Below are 14212 nucleotides of genomic sequence, written 5' to 3' on the forward strand. Positions count from 1 at the left end.
AGCCCCTGCCCAAACGTTATCTTTTAGAAGTGCGTAAACGTCAGGCCGTACATGACACCGGCCATCAGCACCATGAAGGCCAGCATGGCACGCAGACGCTCTTTTTGGCGCCGCTGCTTTTCCGCAACTTCCTGCGGGTTCAGAACGCTTAGATTTTCCATCAGCCTATCCACCCCATCAGCATATGGTCGGCCAGCAGTCCGCAGAACAGCAGGAACAGGTAGGCCAGAGAAAAGCGGAACGACAGACGCGCCGCTTTATCGCCCTTCAGACTGATACCGGTCTCATCCTGCGGTTCGCGCAGCACACGCACTGCGCAGGCTATAAAGCCCAGCCCCAGTACCAGAGCCGTGCCCGTATAGAGCCAACCGCACAGATGCAGGAAGAACGGCACCAGAGAAACCGCCAACAGCACCAGCGTATAGACAAAGATGTTCCACCGTGTATGCCGCGCACCTTTGACAACCGGCAGCATTGGAATGCCCGCCCGGCCATAATCCTTGCAGGCATACAGGGAGAGCGACCAGAAGTGCGGCGGCGTCCAGAAGAACACAATGCCAAACATCACCACCGGCAGCACGGCCATATGGCCCGTTGCGGCGGCCCAACCGATCATGGGCGGGAAAGCCCCGGCAGCTCCGCCAATTACGATATTCTGTGGCGTGGAGCGCTTGAGCCACATCGTATAAATGACGGAATAGAAGAAAATCGAGAATGCCAGAATACCGGCGGCCAGCGCATTAGTAGCCATCCACATCAGGCAGACGGACAAGCAGGATAGTCCAACGCCATAGGCCAGTGCTTCCTGCGGCGGAATACGGCCACCCGGAATAGGCCGGGTAATGGTGCGCTGCATCACGGCATCAATATCGCGGTCGTACCACATATTAATGGCCCCGGCGGCACCAGAAGCCAGACAGATGCAGAGAATAGCCACGGCCGCTACAAACGGATTCAGGTGCCCCGGCGCCATAATCATCCCGGCAGCGCCCGTAAACACGACCAGTGAAATCACGCGAGGCTTGAGAAGCTGCACCCAGTCTTTAGCGGTCGTGCCAACCCGGTCCGCCTTAAAGCGAATACGTCCCGCCGGAACGTCCGTTGCTACCGTATCGCTCATGACTGCACCGTTCCTTCAGAAGAGGCCCCAAGCACGGGCTGAGCGGAAGCCTCGCTGCCTTCCGCCACTTTCCGGTTCTGCATGAAGCTCATGCCCATGGTCGCCACAAAGCACAGAAGCGATGCGCCGAGCAGACCCCCGCTCCAGATCTGCGCAGCGGCAGAGAGCGGCGAAAAGGACAAGCCGGTCGCGGCAGCCACCAGGACAAACTGTAAAACGGCCAGAGAACGGGGATACCAGTATCCACCATTTTCTCCGCGCCACAGATAGAGGCCACAGAAGGCGGCATACACAGCACCAAGCTGAAGCGCTGAATGCAGCCCATCACCCTGAATTAACTGCGCCACCCAACCTGTGGAGACAACCGCCAGAAAACCGAGCCCCCACAGCATGGGAACACGCAGGGAAAGACGGCTGCGCCATGTGCCTGCCATCCACAGGCCTGCCAGCAGGACGGAGGCCAGCGTGGATGCAAACAGCACAGCATTTTCAGGAGAGGCCAGAGTGCCGGGCTGCTCCACACTGGCAGCCAGTCCGTGCGCGAAAACGCCGCGCGTCCAGATAATGACAGAGGCGGCAGCCGTTGCTGTCATGATGGCGATCACGGGTTTTTCAGAAAAACGGCTGGCGCGCGCCCCGGTCTCGAACACAAGACCAAAACCAGCAAGCAGCGTGACGAGGGTTACGGGCTCGGCAAAACCATCCAGAATCGGCAGAATATCGGTCTGAGCGCCGGAGAGCAGCTGGTGCGTCATCACGGCAGCCAGGACTGGCACCGTCAGGAGCAGCACGGCAGAGGCCAGCATTTCACCCCAGACAAACGGAGAAAACGGCAACTTCTGTTCTGTATCAGCACGGCTATCAAAAATGGTCGCCAGCACGGTCATGACGGCACAGAGCAGCCCAACGCACCAGAGCAGAATAGCCGGAGCCTGCGCCCCATTGACGACAGCCAGAACGCCGGACACGCCAACCAGCCCAAGGCCAGCACCGTTTAGTGCGGGCAAAACCATGCCTGCACGCCCCAAAGCGCGAGGAAGCCAGAGATTACTGAAGCCGCATACCAGCGCTGGGATTACAACAAACAGAAGCATGAGCGGTGCATGGATATGTTCCAGAACAGGCCAGACGCCCTGGTCAGGCATCAGGCCCGCCTGACGCAGCACAGAAGCTCCGCCACCAAGCAGCCCCGCCACCGCAGCGACAAGCAGATATCCTGCTCCCACACCTGTACCCGATGCAGCCTGCTTGTTCATGCTTTTCTTCCCGTTCCGGCTTTTTGCCCGGCAAAGGCCATTTTCCGTAACCTGTACCTTATTCAGACCCCATAGCGCCATGCGCTCTGCGGACTCTGTAAAAAAGGCATAATAACGGTTTTTCGACAGACCGACGACCCGTTAAGTCCCGCGCCGGCGTCTGCCCTGCCTTGTTCAGAAAGAGAGACAAAAGCGGCGGGAGCAGGGAATTTTACGTCCGGTCGAGTGTCACTAGGGTAAACAGACCCAGCGGGGGCACCGGCTGAATCCGTGCACGGGCCAGGTCATCCGGCGGCAGCAGGGATTCCATAGCAAAATCCGGATGCCAGCCCAGAGAGCGGGACGCCCGCGCCATGCCACGTTCTACCGCACCACGAACACCATTGGGTGCCAGAAAGTGGTTTACGAAGAGAATATGACCACCGGGGCGCACAACGCGCTTGAGTTCACACAGCAATTTGCGCGGATGCGGCACCACAGAAGCCACGAACATGGCCACAGCGATATCGAAAGAAGCATCAGCAAAGCTGGTCTCTTCTGCATCCATTTCCAGCAGACCTTCAACGTTGGTCAGATGCTCTCTCTGCACGCGTTCCCGCGCACGGGCGAGCATGTCACCAGACAGGTCAATACCAGTAATCTGCTTGTCCTGAGTGTAACAGGGCAAGGCAAGCCCCGTCCCCACGCCGACTTCCAGCACCCTGGTGCCCGAAAGCGCGTTGACAGCTTCAACCGCACGCCTGCGGCCAACGCCTGAAATACCGCCAAAGACAGTATCATAGCAGGCGGCCCACCGACGGTAAGCAACTTTTACAGCCTCTGCATCCAGCGCCGAGCGTGAAGGAGGAGGCACCGGATCTTCACCCTGACCGGGCGGGCATTCGTGGAGAACGTCACTCATGTTCTCTCTCTGCCCGCTTGCTGTAATTTCTTCAAGAGCCACAACGCATCTTCCCTGTATTAAATAACGCCCGCCATAAAAGCGCCCTTGTCTTCGGCCCCATTGTGCCCTTACCTTCCGCTCCGAAAGAACGGGTTGAAAAGAAAAACTGCCATGCTGAATCTGGTTATTGCCATCCTTTCGCTAATCATCTGGTCGTCCGTCGTGATTTACTACTTTCGCACGCCCCTGATGCGCTGGTTTGACAATCGTTTTGGGAAAGACCCCGTTCTTCCCGATCTCGACAGTGAGGAAGAGCAGTCAGCATCTGCGGCGTCCGCGCCCCCTCCGACCGATAAAGCGTCCTGAAATCAGGACGCCTTCCCCGCCAGCTTTGCTTCAATACAGTCCCAGATCAGCCCTGCTGCGTTAATCCCGTCAAAGCGTTCCAGTTCCTGAAGCCCCGTCGGGGATGTTACGTTGATTTCCGTCAGGTAATCCCCGATCACATCAATCCCGACAAAAATCAGGCCATGTTCTTTCAGGAACGGCCCGATCGCAGCACAGATTTCCTCGTCCCGCGCGGTCAGCCCGACTTTGCGGGCCACACCACCCACATGCATGTTCGAGCGATGATCTTCACCGGACGGCACCCGATTGATCGCCCCCACCGGCTTGCCATCCACCAGAATAATGCGCTTGTCGCCGGACTTCACGGCTGGCTCATAGCGCTGGATCATCAGCGGCTCGCGGGAGCGGGCAAAGTGCATTTCCAGCAGCGCGTTCAGATTCTGGTCATCCTCCCGAATACGGAAGATGCCGCTGCCACCGTTCCCGAAGAGCGGCTTGACGATAATATCGCGCCACTGACGACGGAACGCGCGGATTTCTTCCACATCCCATGTCACCAACGTTGGCGGCATCAGGCCGGGGAAGTGAGTAACCAGAAGCTTTTCCGGGGAATCCCGCACCCAACGCGGGTCATTCACCACCAGCGCCTTGCCCGGACCAATGCCATGCACATGGTCCAGCAGATGCGTTGCCGTAATATAGGCCATGTCGAAAGGCGGGTCCTGACGCATCAGCACCACGTCCATCTCCCCCAGCGAGCGCCGGGTCACCGGGCCAAAGCTGGCATGCCGCCCCTGTTCGCGCTGCACGGTCACGGGGCGAACTGCGGCACTCACGCGCGCTCTGACCGCCCCACCGGGTTCGGTCACGCCTTCACCCAGCGCCATGGAGCCGACTTCATACACAAACAGCGCATGCCCCCGAGCCTGCGCTTCCAGCATCATGGCGAATGTGGAATCACCATCAATATTGATGTGCTCCAGAGGATCCATCTGGACGGCCACATTCAGTGGAGATGACATACGCCCCCGCTTTCCTTTTTCATTACTCTTATACCACCGTAATCCTGTTCCGGCCCTCTGTCCAAACGGACGAAGGATTCATCAGGACTGAACGCTCTCTTTTGAGACCTTTTTTCAAGGCAGCATGACGGCATTCAGACTATGCCCTGCGGCATCACACCGCATCCGCACATGAAAAACTGAATACGTATCAGCTACAGCCCCTTGCCGCTGACGCACCTCCGGCTCCTCCTCACCCAGCACGATAAAGTGAGCCGCATCCGGCTGATCATGGCGTCTGTGGCTGCGAATCAGATACCCTTCCCCGCATGCGGCACGCGGCAAATCAAACAGTATCCAGCGTGGCTCAACCGCCATCACCTTCCGGTCTTTGGGGGCGTAAAACGACAGTTCAGCCGCCAGACCATATTCATCTGCAATCAACACGGCAGAGGCAGGCGTGCGAGCAGCAATGGTCTGCGCAAAACTCTGCCAGCCGCCCATCATCCGCAACGTCATGTCAAAATGCGGGGAAAGTCTCACAGGCGAGAAAACAGCCTGCACCACAATCACGCCGACCAATGCCATGCCCAGCAGGCTGGACGCCTTCCATCCGCGCCAGACGGGCAGGACTGCCGCAACAGCAAGAGCCGGATACAACACCACGGGCCAGTTAGCCTGCACGCGTGCGCCAAACGCATGCTGCACAAACACGGCGGCTGGCAGCAGGATCATCAACAGCAAAAGGCGGGAAAAGCTGTCTTTCTGCCGCCACAGCAGCCAGAAACCACCTAGAAAAAACACGAAGACACCCGGCGAGGCCAGCCCGACCTGACCGCCCAGTAATTCGCCAAAATAGGTGAATATTTTTGCCGGATGCCAGTCGCCCGTCCGGCCACCCTGCTTGAGAAAGCTCACCCAGCCATGCGTCGCATTCCACCAGATCACCGGCCCGGCACACAGCACTGCAACAGTACCGCCAGCCCACAGCCAGAGCGTTTTCAACCAGCTGCGCCCGGCGCGTGTCAGGAAGAGCCAGACCACAACCCCGAAAACAGGCAAGACAGCAGTATATTTACTTTCAAACCCTAGTCCGGCCGCCAGCCCGACCAGAAGCCAGCCAGCCCCCTGCCCGGCCAGACAGACACGCCCGAGGCTCCAGACAAGCAACGCCATAAAAAACAGGAGCGGCGTATCGGGCGTCATGATCAGTGTGCCGACACCCAGCGCCACTGTTCCGTTCAGCAGCAGGCCGGTTCGCACCATCCCCGCATCAGGCATCAAGGACATGCCAGACTGCGCCGTCGCTTCCCGTGCCCGCAGCCAGTCACGTGCGGTCAGAGCAAGAAAAACCGTACCAGCCAGTGCGGAAATCGGCCCCATGGCCCGCACACCCAAAGCGTTATCGCCAAAAAGCGCCATCCCGGCCCGGATCCAGACGGCCACCAGTGGCGGATGGTCCAGATATCCAGCGGCAGGCGCTAAAGCCCAAATACGATAATAGGCTTCATCAGGCGTAAGGGGCACCCATGCTGCCATAAGCAGACGGAAGAGCGTCAGCACTACAAGCGCGACGCCCCACCTCCAGAGTCCGGCGCGTGGCGCGCGAAAGGTCACGGCCGCCAGATAATAGTGGCGGACATGGCGTAGTTCCACACAACCGCAATCAGAGCGCCGGCTACACTGGCCTCATTAAACTCGCGGTTCTGATTATAAACCATGTCTGCCACCCCGACGTTGGCCAGTGCGCCAACAGAGCAAACCAGCATGAACAGCAGCAGCCCCCAGAGACAGCGCACGCCACGCAGGCGCCTGTCACGATAGGTGAAATTATTATCCAGCTGGAAATTGACGATCATGGCGACAACCGTGCCAATCCCCTGCGCCATGGAAAAATCGGCCCCGAGCGCCTTAACTGCCTGCATGACCAGCAGATTGGTGCCAATCCCGATCAGCCCGACAAGCGCAAACGCCACAAAACGCAGGGGCAACCAGCCACGACAAACTTTGTCCAGCAGCAAGGCGACAAACTGGAGCATAACCACCGCGTCCAGCTTGCTTTCACCGGCCAGCCGCTCCCGGAACCCACATGCAATTTCCTGCACACGCAAAGGCTGAGGAGATGACAGCAACAGATCGACCAGAATTTTAAAACCCGTGCCAGACAGATGCGGTGCAATCCTCGCAAACGTGTCCTGCCGCAGGGCAAAAAACCCGCTCATCGGGTCACCCAGTCTAACGGGCAGGATCAGCTGCGCGAGCTTAATGCCGCCATCAGACAAGGCATGCCGCCAGGCATTGGCCAGACCGGAATTATCGCCGCCTTCAACATGACGGCTCCCCACAGCAACATCACACGCACCACTCTGCACGGCATCCACCAGTGCGCCGAGGCGGCTTTCATCATGCTGCATGTCGCCATCCATGACGGCGACAACCTGTGCGGAAGAAGACAAAGCGCCCTCGATTACCGCAGAGGACAATCCGCGACGACCGATGCGGCACAGACCGCGCACGCGGGAATCCCTCTGCGCAATGGCGCGAACCGCAGCGGTTGTGCCATCCGGGGAATTGTCATCCACAAAAATGACTTCCCAGCGCCGCCCTGCCAGCGCGCGCTCCAGCGCAGCGACCAGCGGGCCGACATTCCCGACCTCATTATAGCAGGGAACAATAACGCTGATCTCGGGGCCAGCCTGCACGTCTGCGGTAATCACCGCCGCCTCAGTCACGCGACACCGCCCTCGCTAAGCGGAAAAATCGGCACACCGGTACGGTCCAGACTTGTGCGGATTGTCTGCAACGTCTGCACACGGATCACATGAGGACCCTCCGTCAGACGGCGGGTCAGAGAATTTTCATGCGCTGCATCACGGGCGATCAGACGAACAAGGAAGTCTCCTCCCCCGCGAATCATGTGGCACTCGCGCACTTCCGGCCAGCGGGCCAGTTCTTCCTCAAATTCGGACAGAACAGCTTCTTTCTGACTATCCAGCCCGATCAGCGCAAAAAAGGTGATCGGCCAGCCCAGCGCCCCGGCATCCGGGTCTGCATGATAGCCATGGATCACGCCCAGCTCTTCCAGCCGCCGCACGCGCCGCAGGCAGGGCGGGGCAGAAATTCCAACGCGGCGGGCCAGCTCGACGTTGGTCATGCGCCCGTCTTCCTGAAGTTCCGCCACAATACGAAGGTCAACAGCGTCCAGTTCCGTCACCTTGCCTGATCCATTTCTCGCCGTAGCCTTTTTCAAAACAATCTGCGGTGTATATGCCACGCACACGCATACGCCGCAAACGGGTTCCGCTCTTGCTCTCCATGCATCCACCCGCCATATCGCAAGGCAAGAGAGTGCGTCTCAACGCATCATGGCTCCCAGCACGCAAAGGTCTGCCTTCCTCATGAGTGAAACCATCACCACCGATCTGCTTGTTATTGGCGCGGGCCCCGCGGGCTATACCGCCGCCATTTATGCCGCACGCGCCAATCTGGCCCCCGTGCTGGTAGCGGGTCTGCAGCCCGGCGGTCAGTTGACCATCACCACTGATGTCGAAAACTATCCCGGCTTTGCCGAAGCCGTCCAGGGCCCCTGGCTGATGGAACAGATGGCGGCACAGGCCCAGAATGTCGGCACGCGGATTGAATACGACATCATCACCTCCGTGAATTTCAAATCCGGCTCCCCCTTCCGCCTGATGGGTGATTCCGGCACGGAATATGTCGCAAAGTCCGTCATCATCGCCACCGGCGCTCAGGCCAAATGGCTCGGCCTGCCCAGCGAGAAAACCTTGCAGGGTGCCGGTGTTTCCGCCTGCGCGACGTGCGATGGCTTCTTTTATCGCGGTAAGAACGTGGTTGTGGTGGGCGGCGGCAATACTGCTGTGGAAGAAGCTCTGTATCTGACACATCACGCAGCCCACGTCACACTGGTGCATCGGCGTGACACGTTGCGCGCTGAGAAAATCCTGCAGGATCGTTTTTTCAAGAACCCGAAAACCTCCATCCTGTGGAACACGACAGTAGAAGACATTCTTGCCACCGGCACACCGCCGACGGTCAGTGCCATTCGTGTGCGCAACACGCTGGACAACACAACGCAGGACCTGCCGGCGGATGGCATCTTCATCGCCATTGGCCACGCGCCCACCACTGAAATTTTCAAGGGGCAGGTCACGCTGGATGCAGAGGGCTATATTGAGACAACCCCCGGCACCACCCGTACCTCCGTCCCCGGTGTGTTTGCCGCCGGTGATGTGCAGGACAAGATTTACCGTCAGGCCGTGACCGCTGCCGGCACAGGCTGCATGGCCGCTCTGGATGCTGAACGCTATCTGGCTGAACTGGGGGCTGAATAACAGGTCATCCCTTGACCCATCCCGGCAATTACTGCACGTAATGAAACTCGAAGCATGATAATTATGCTCTGATAACTTCATTCAATTTGCAGGAGGCGTGCGTGGACTGGGACAAACTCCGGGTATTCCATGCTGTGGCGGAAGCCGGTTCCTTTACCCACGCGGGAGATGTGCTTAACCTAAGCCAATCTGCTGTTTCACGGCAGATTTCCGCGCTGGAGGACGTCCTTCAGGTTCCTCTTTTTCATCGCCACGCCCGAGGACTGATCCTCACTGAACAGGGCGAGACGCTGCACAAGACGGTGCGCGAGGTCTTTTCAAAACTTGAAATGACCCAGACGCTTTTGACCGAAAGTAAGGAAAAAGCTGCAGGACGTCTGCGGGTTACGACAACCACAGGCTTTGGCAACTGCTGGCTTATGCCGCGGCTGCACAAGTTTATGGCTGCCAATCCAGACATTGATATCTGTCTTATTCTGGAAGACAGCGACCTTGATCTGGGGATGAGAGAAGCTGACGTTGCCGTGCGTATGCATGCGCCCCGGCAGCCTGACCTTATCCAGCGGCATCTGGCAGACTTCCATCTGCCGATTTTTGCGGCTCCGCTCTACATCGAAAAATACGGGATGCCGCGAAGCATTGAGGAAATCTCATCGCATCAGCTCGTGTTATTCGGAGAGCATCATCCGCCGGTTGCCCACATCAACTGGCTGGCTGAAAGCACACGGCACGGCACAACCAGACAGAATGCCCGTCTGGAAGTGAACAGCATGGCCGCCATGGCATCCGCCATTGCCGCCGGGCTGGGCATCGGGTCCATTCCGACCTATGCGGCCGCGCAGTTCCCTGATCTTATTCAGATTCTGCCTGACCTGACGACCCCGACAGTCGATGCCTATTTTGTCTATCCGGAAGAGCTGCGCAGCTCCAAACGCGTTGCTGTTTTCCGGGATTTCCTGATGAGCGAGCTCGGCATTCGCTGAACTCAGGCTTTTCAGACTCGGTTGCCTGCCGGCACGTGAGAACGAGTCGGGCGGATGACATAAAAAAAGCTCCCCTTTCCGGGAGCTTTTTTTATGCCTTTACTCAGTCTTTATTTATCAATTTCTATTATAACTGTCTTCCAGTCTTATAATGTCGTCTTCCCCCAGATAGGCCCCCGACTGAACTTCAATCAGCGTTAACGGAATTTTTCCGGGGTTTTCCAACCGGTGCACACAGCCCTGCGGCAGATAGACGCTCTCATTTTCACGCACCAGCAACTCCTCGTCGCCCTTCGTAACCAGCGCCACGCCTTCGACAACAACCCAATGCTCTGCACGATGAAAATGCTTCTGGAGAGACAGCTTGCCGCCCGGATTGACCACAATCCGTTTTACCTGAAACCGCTCATTGCGGATCAGGCCTTCATAGAACCCCCACGGACGATAATTCCTCTGGTGCGCCGAGGCCTCTGAGCGCCCGTCTTTCTTGAGGCGGTCCACCACTTTCTTAACGTCCTGCGCGCGATCTTTATGGGTCACCAGCACCGCATCACTGGTCACCACAACAACCACATCATCCAGCCCGGTCACAGCCGTCAGCGGCCCCTCGGACCGCACGTAACAACCATGCGCATCTTCCGCTAAAACATCGCCCAGCAGCACGTTACCTTCCGCCGTCTTCGGACTGATATCCCACAGCGCGTCCCAGCTCCCGACATCCGACCACCCGAGATCTGCGGGGATCACGGCTGAAACCTGTGTATGCTCAGCTACGGCGTAATCGATGGAAATATCCGGGGCCTGCGCAAATGCTTCTTTATCGAGCCGGATAAAATCAAGATCCGTCTTACGTTTTTCAAAAGCATCCTGGACGCATTGCAAAACCTCCGGTGCGTAACGGCGCATTTCATCCAGCAACACATCCGCCCGAAAGACAAACATGCCGGAATTCCAGAAGTAGTTACCGTCTTTTACGAAGTCTTCCGCAACGGCCTGCACAGGCTTTTCCCGGAAAGAACGGATTGTAAAAGCCCCATCCACACCCGGCAGCGGGTCGCCTTTTTCAATATAGCCATATCCGGTTTCCGGGCGGGTCGGGGTCATCCCGAATGTCACCACCCGTCCCTGCTCCGCTGCCTGCACGGCTTTTTCCATCGCCTGCGTCAACGCGTCCGACTTTTTGATGTCAGCATCTGCCGCCATCATCCACAACACAGCGTCCGGATGTGTCTGCGCCACCAGCAGGGCCGCCGCCGTGATAGCCGGCGCGGAATTCCGCCCAACCGGCTCCAGCATAATGCGGGGGTCTGCCACCGAGACTTCCCGCAATTGCTCGGCAATCAAAAAACGGTGCTCTTCGTTACAAACAATAACAGGCGGCGCAAAACCCGCGACCTTCCCGCGCAGCACGGTTTCCTGAAGCATGCTGCGCTCACTCACGAGCGACCAGAGCTGTTTAGGGAAACTGGCACGAGACATGGGCCATAGCCGACTCCCCGTTCCACCAGACAGCACAACCGGCACGATCATTTTGAACAGTCCTTATTCCGGGATCTTACAAATATTAAAGAGTTATAGCAGCCAATCGGTGCCTATTAAGAGGACTGTCTGCACGCAGCACAGTCGTTTTGGATAGTAGGCCAAACCGTAAAGTCAATTATGCCATTTGCAAATACCAGTGTCTCAAAAACAAACTCCGGCGATTACCCACCGTGGCTGCGCAGACAGAGCGAACAAGACAAATCATCCTTAAAATAGATTACCAAATGTTTATTTTACTTGCATACATCTCCTCTTTCACTCTCTCCCAGAGATGTTTTTCCTGACACATTCAATTTTATTCAATCACATTGCTATATTCTGTATTCACAAACAAGAACTGGAATAGTATGGGTGACTCATTCAGCCCAACAAATAAACGGAATTATCATGACAGAGAACCAGAGCTATCCCAACATTCTTGATCTGGCGGCAGAAATCGTTTCGGCACACGTTTCCAACAACCAGACCGATCCTGCTCTGATCCCCACCCTGATCCGTGATGTGTATCAGGCTCTGAAAACGGCTGATCAGCCGCAGAACGAACCGGAAAAGCTGCAGCCCGCCGTTCCGGTCAAACGCTCTGTGTTCCCTGACTACATCGTCTGCCTGGAAGACGGTAAGAAACTGAAAATGCTCAAGCGCCACCTGCAGAGCGCCTATGGCATTACGCCGGAACAGTATCGTGAGCGTTGGGGCCTGCCGGCTGACTACCCCATGGTTGCTCCGAACTATGCAGAACGCCGCTCCACTCTGGCGCGTGAGATTGGTCTGGGCCGCAAAATCCATGCAACGCCGGAAGGTGAAGACGCTGGCGCACGTGGCCGCCGCGGCAAAAAAACGACAGCCTGATCTTTCAAAGTCTGACAGTATTCCTCTGGTTCGTGCTGTCAGACCATTTATGTATTGACGGATCACTCCGGCTTAGTGAATTTTGAAGTGCGCACCGGCCTTATGGCGGGTAGCGCACTTTTTTATTTGGCGTCCCTTTTTGTCACGCAGATCCGCTGGCCCCCTGATTGTCCGGCAGGTTGATATTCCAGAATTTGGAAGGTGGACCATGACCAAGTCTGAGCTTATTGCCGCACTCATGCAGAAACATCCGCATCTGCAGCTCAAGGACATCAATCTGATCGTCAATACTGTCTTCGACTCTATTTCCAGCAGTCTGGCAGACAATAATCGCGTAGAGCTACGGGGCTTCGGGGCTTTTTCCATCAAGGAACGAGACCCGCGCATTGGTCGCAATCCGAAAACAGGCGAGCAGGTTCAGGTCTCTAAAAAATACATCCCGTTCTTTAAAACAGGGAAAGACCTGCACGCCCGCATCAATAAAGCGCGTAAAGCCTGATATCCCTATCAGGCGCATTTTAGCGCCTGTCCTGATCTAAGGCATCAGGTCAGACTATCCATAAATGCGTTCACGCGCCGCAGATCTTCTACAAAACGGGCATACTCCCGTTGCTTGTCGGCCTCACTGGGCAGGCGGAGCAAATAGGAAGGGTGAACTGTCACCAGTCCCTGGCTCCCTTCTCCAAACGGAAAAATGCGAGATCGCTCACGAGAAATCGTGACCGGGCGATGCAGCAGACTCTGCGCGGCCGTCACCCCCATCATGACAATCAAGGCAGGCTGAATCAGCCGTCGTTCTGCATCCAGCCACATCTGGCAGGCCTGCACAGACTCCTGCTCCGGCTTTTGATGCAAGCGGCGACCATTCCGCCAGGTAAAGCGGAAATGTTTAACCGCATTGGTCACGTAGACCGTGTTGCGGCTCAGCCCGGCCTCTTCAAGCGCCCGCTCCAGCACCTGACCAGCTGGCCCCACAAACGGACGCCCAGCCTGATCCTCCTGATCCCCCGGCTGCTCACCCACCAGCATCACACGTGCGGTAGGAGACCCTTCCCCAAATACTGTGCGAGAGGCCGGACGCCAGAGCGCGCAGGACCGGCAATCCATCGCCTCTGTGGCCAGAGCATCCAGCGATGTTGTGGTTTCGACTTCCGCACTGTCCGGCACCAGAACTGTACGGGGCCAGTCCTGCCACATCCCTTGCCCAGCCTGCTGCCAGCCTCCCTGAGGCTCAACTGTAGAGTCTGCACCGCCCGCGCCAAACCACAGGACTCTGCCATCCCACTTCATGCTCCGGTAGGCAGTGCGGATTTCCCATGGCCGTGCATAGCGCGCCATACAATAAGCCGCGTTGCCTTCCACCACATAAGCGGTTGGCGTGGCTGACCAGACGGTCTGGGTGGAGTCTGCAAAAACACGAGCAAATTCGAGCCGGAACTGCTCCGTTTCGGCTTTAACGGCCTCCACAAGCGCCACCACCCTGCTTACATCCGGATCATCAGGTGCCGTCGTCAGATCCAGATGATCCTGCACGACGCGAAAAACCAGACGATAGAGCGCATCAAACCGCTCGGGCGACGACGCCTGAAGCCCCAGAAGAATCCACTCCACGAGCCGACGCGGCAGGTGAAGCACAGCATTAGGATCGGTTTGCTCGGCGGAGGCGACCTGAAAAACCTGCTGAGCCTCCTCAGCCGACTGCGCCACCCGCCAGGACAAGGCCTCAGGCGGCGTGCCTGCCAAAGCATAGTGCCGCGCAGCCTGTCGCCATGTTTTCAGATCAACCTGATGCGCCAGAACAATTTCTGTCACGGTTTTCCCCTCTTCCCTTTAGCGACAAAGCGCGATGCTTAAGGCTCGTCCTCAGAACGCAGAGGT

General features: G+C 57.5%; 15 protein-coding genes. 5 read left to right on the forward strand and 10 right to left on the reverse strand.

Translation table 11 applies throughout. The features are described 5' to 3' along the window. Positions 1-23 precede the first annotated feature (23 nt). The 4 genes from KP703_RS04005 to KP703_RS04020 form a co-directional block, all read right to left on the reverse strand. Complete coding sequence (locus KP703_RS04005; protein WP_197464433.1) at positions 24-161, reverse strand: hypothetical protein; 138 nt, start codon at positions 159-161, stop codon at positions 24-26. Continuing rightward, positions 161-1120: a heme o synthase gene (locus tag KP703_RS04010; RefSeq protein WP_215753875.1), complete on the reverse strand. Its 960-nt coding sequence runs from the start codon at positions 1118-1120 to the stop codon at positions 161-163. The genes KP703_RS04005 and KP703_RS04010 overlap by 1 nt, the downstream gene beginning before the upstream one ends. After that, positions 1117-2376, reverse strand: a complete 1260-nt coding sequence (locus KP703_RS04015; RefSeq protein WP_215753876.1) for a cbb3-type cytochrome c oxidase subunit I — start codon at positions 2374-2376, stop codon at positions 1117-1119. Before KP703_RS04015 ends, KP703_RS04010 begins: the two co-directional genes overlap by 4 nt. A gap of 211 nt (positions 2377-2587) precedes the next feature. Continuing rightward, positions 2588-3277 carry a class I SAM-dependent methyltransferase gene (locus KP703_RS04020; RefSeq protein WP_062274104.1) on the reverse strand — a complete coding sequence of 230 codons (690 nt, stop codon included), beginning with the start codon at positions 3275-3277 and terminating at the stop codon, positions 2588-2590. Between the two features lie 153 nt (positions 3278-3430). Here KP703_RS04020 and KP703_RS04025 point away from each other — a divergent pair, with 153 nt between their 5' ends. Then, positions 3431-3625, forward strand: coding sequence for a hypothetical protein (locus KP703_RS04025; protein WP_215753877.1), 195 nt, complete (start codon positions 3431-3433; stop codon positions 3623-3625). A 2-nt stretch (positions 3626-3627) separates the two neighbouring features. On the opposite strand, the gene gshB is transcribed toward KP703_RS04025, so the two are convergent. The 4 genes from gshB to KP703_RS04045 form a co-directional block, all read right to left on the reverse strand. After that, complete coding sequence (gene gshB, locus KP703_RS04030) at positions 3628-4629, reverse strand: glutathione synthase (protein WP_215753878.1); 1002 nt, start codon at positions 4627-4629, stop codon at positions 3628-3630. A 114-nt stretch (positions 4630-4743) separates the two neighbouring features. Further along, positions 4744-6147, reverse strand: coding sequence for a glycosyltransferase family 39 protein (locus tag KP703_RS04035; protein WP_215753933.1), 1404 nt, complete (start codon positions 6145-6147; stop codon positions 4744-4746). A 74-nt stretch (positions 6148-6221) separates the two neighbouring features. Then, positions 6222-7340: a glycosyltransferase family 2 protein gene (locus tag KP703_RS04040; RefSeq protein ID WP_062274097.1), complete on the reverse strand. Its 1119-nt coding sequence runs from the start codon at positions 7338-7340 to the stop codon at positions 6222-6224. Then, positions 7337-7822 (reverse strand): Lrp/AsnC family transcriptional regulator, encoded by a 486-nt coding sequence (locus tag KP703_RS04045; RefSeq protein ID WP_197464004.1) that lies wholly within the window; start codon positions 7820-7822, stop codon positions 7337-7339. The genes KP703_RS04040 and KP703_RS04045 overlap by 4 nt, the downstream gene beginning before the upstream one ends. A gap of 184 nt (positions 7823-8006) precedes the next feature. Between KP703_RS04045 and trxB the strand changes: the two genes are divergently transcribed. Continuing rightward, complete coding sequence (gene trxB, locus KP703_RS04050; protein ID WP_062274108.1) at positions 8007-8960, forward strand: thioredoxin-disulfide reductase; 954 nt, start codon at positions 8007-8009, stop codon at positions 8958-8960. A 101-nt stretch (positions 8961-9061) separates the two neighbouring features. Then, positions 9062-9943, forward strand: coding sequence for a LysR family transcriptional regulator (locus KP703_RS04055; protein ID WP_062274098.1), 882 nt, complete (start codon positions 9062-9064; stop codon positions 9941-9943). Between the two features lie 117 nt (positions 9944-10060). On the opposite strand, the gene KP703_RS04060 is transcribed toward KP703_RS04055, so the two are convergent. Next, positions 10061-11473 carry a mannose-1-phosphate guanylyltransferase/mannose-6-phosphate isomerase gene (locus KP703_RS04060; protein ID WP_215753879.1) on the reverse strand — a complete coding sequence of 471 codons (1413 nt, stop codon included), beginning with the start codon at positions 11471-11473 and terminating at the stop codon, positions 10061-10063. A gap of 399 nt (positions 11474-11872) precedes the next feature. On the opposite strand from KP703_RS04060, the gene KP703_RS04065 reads away from it, so the two are divergent. Further along, positions 11873-12334 carry a MucR family transcriptional regulator gene (locus KP703_RS04065; protein WP_062141941.1) on the forward strand — a complete coding sequence of 154 codons (462 nt, stop codon included), beginning with the start codon at positions 11873-11875 and terminating at the stop codon, positions 12332-12334. 208 nt (positions 12335-12542) lie between these two features. Continuing rightward, entirely contained in the window at positions 12543-12833 is a 291-nt protein-coding gene (locus KP703_RS04070) for an integration host factor subunit beta (protein ID WP_043550604.1), read from the forward strand. Between the two features lie 44 nt (positions 12834-12877). Here KP703_RS04070 and KP703_RS04075 read toward each other — a convergent pair whose 3' ends face one another. Further along, the gene (locus KP703_RS04075; RefSeq protein ID WP_215753880.1) at positions 12878-14146 is read right to left on the reverse strand and encodes a UdgX family uracil-DNA binding protein; all 1269 of its coding nucleotides are present in this window, start codon (positions 14144-14146) and stop codon (positions 12878-12880) included. Positions 14147-14212 lie beyond the last annotated feature (66 nt).

The organism is Acetobacter sp. P5B1 (assembly GCF_018811985.1).
Lineage (GTDB): Bacteria > Pseudomonadota > Alphaproteobacteria > Acetobacterales > Acetobacteraceae > Acetobacter > Acetobacter cerevisiae.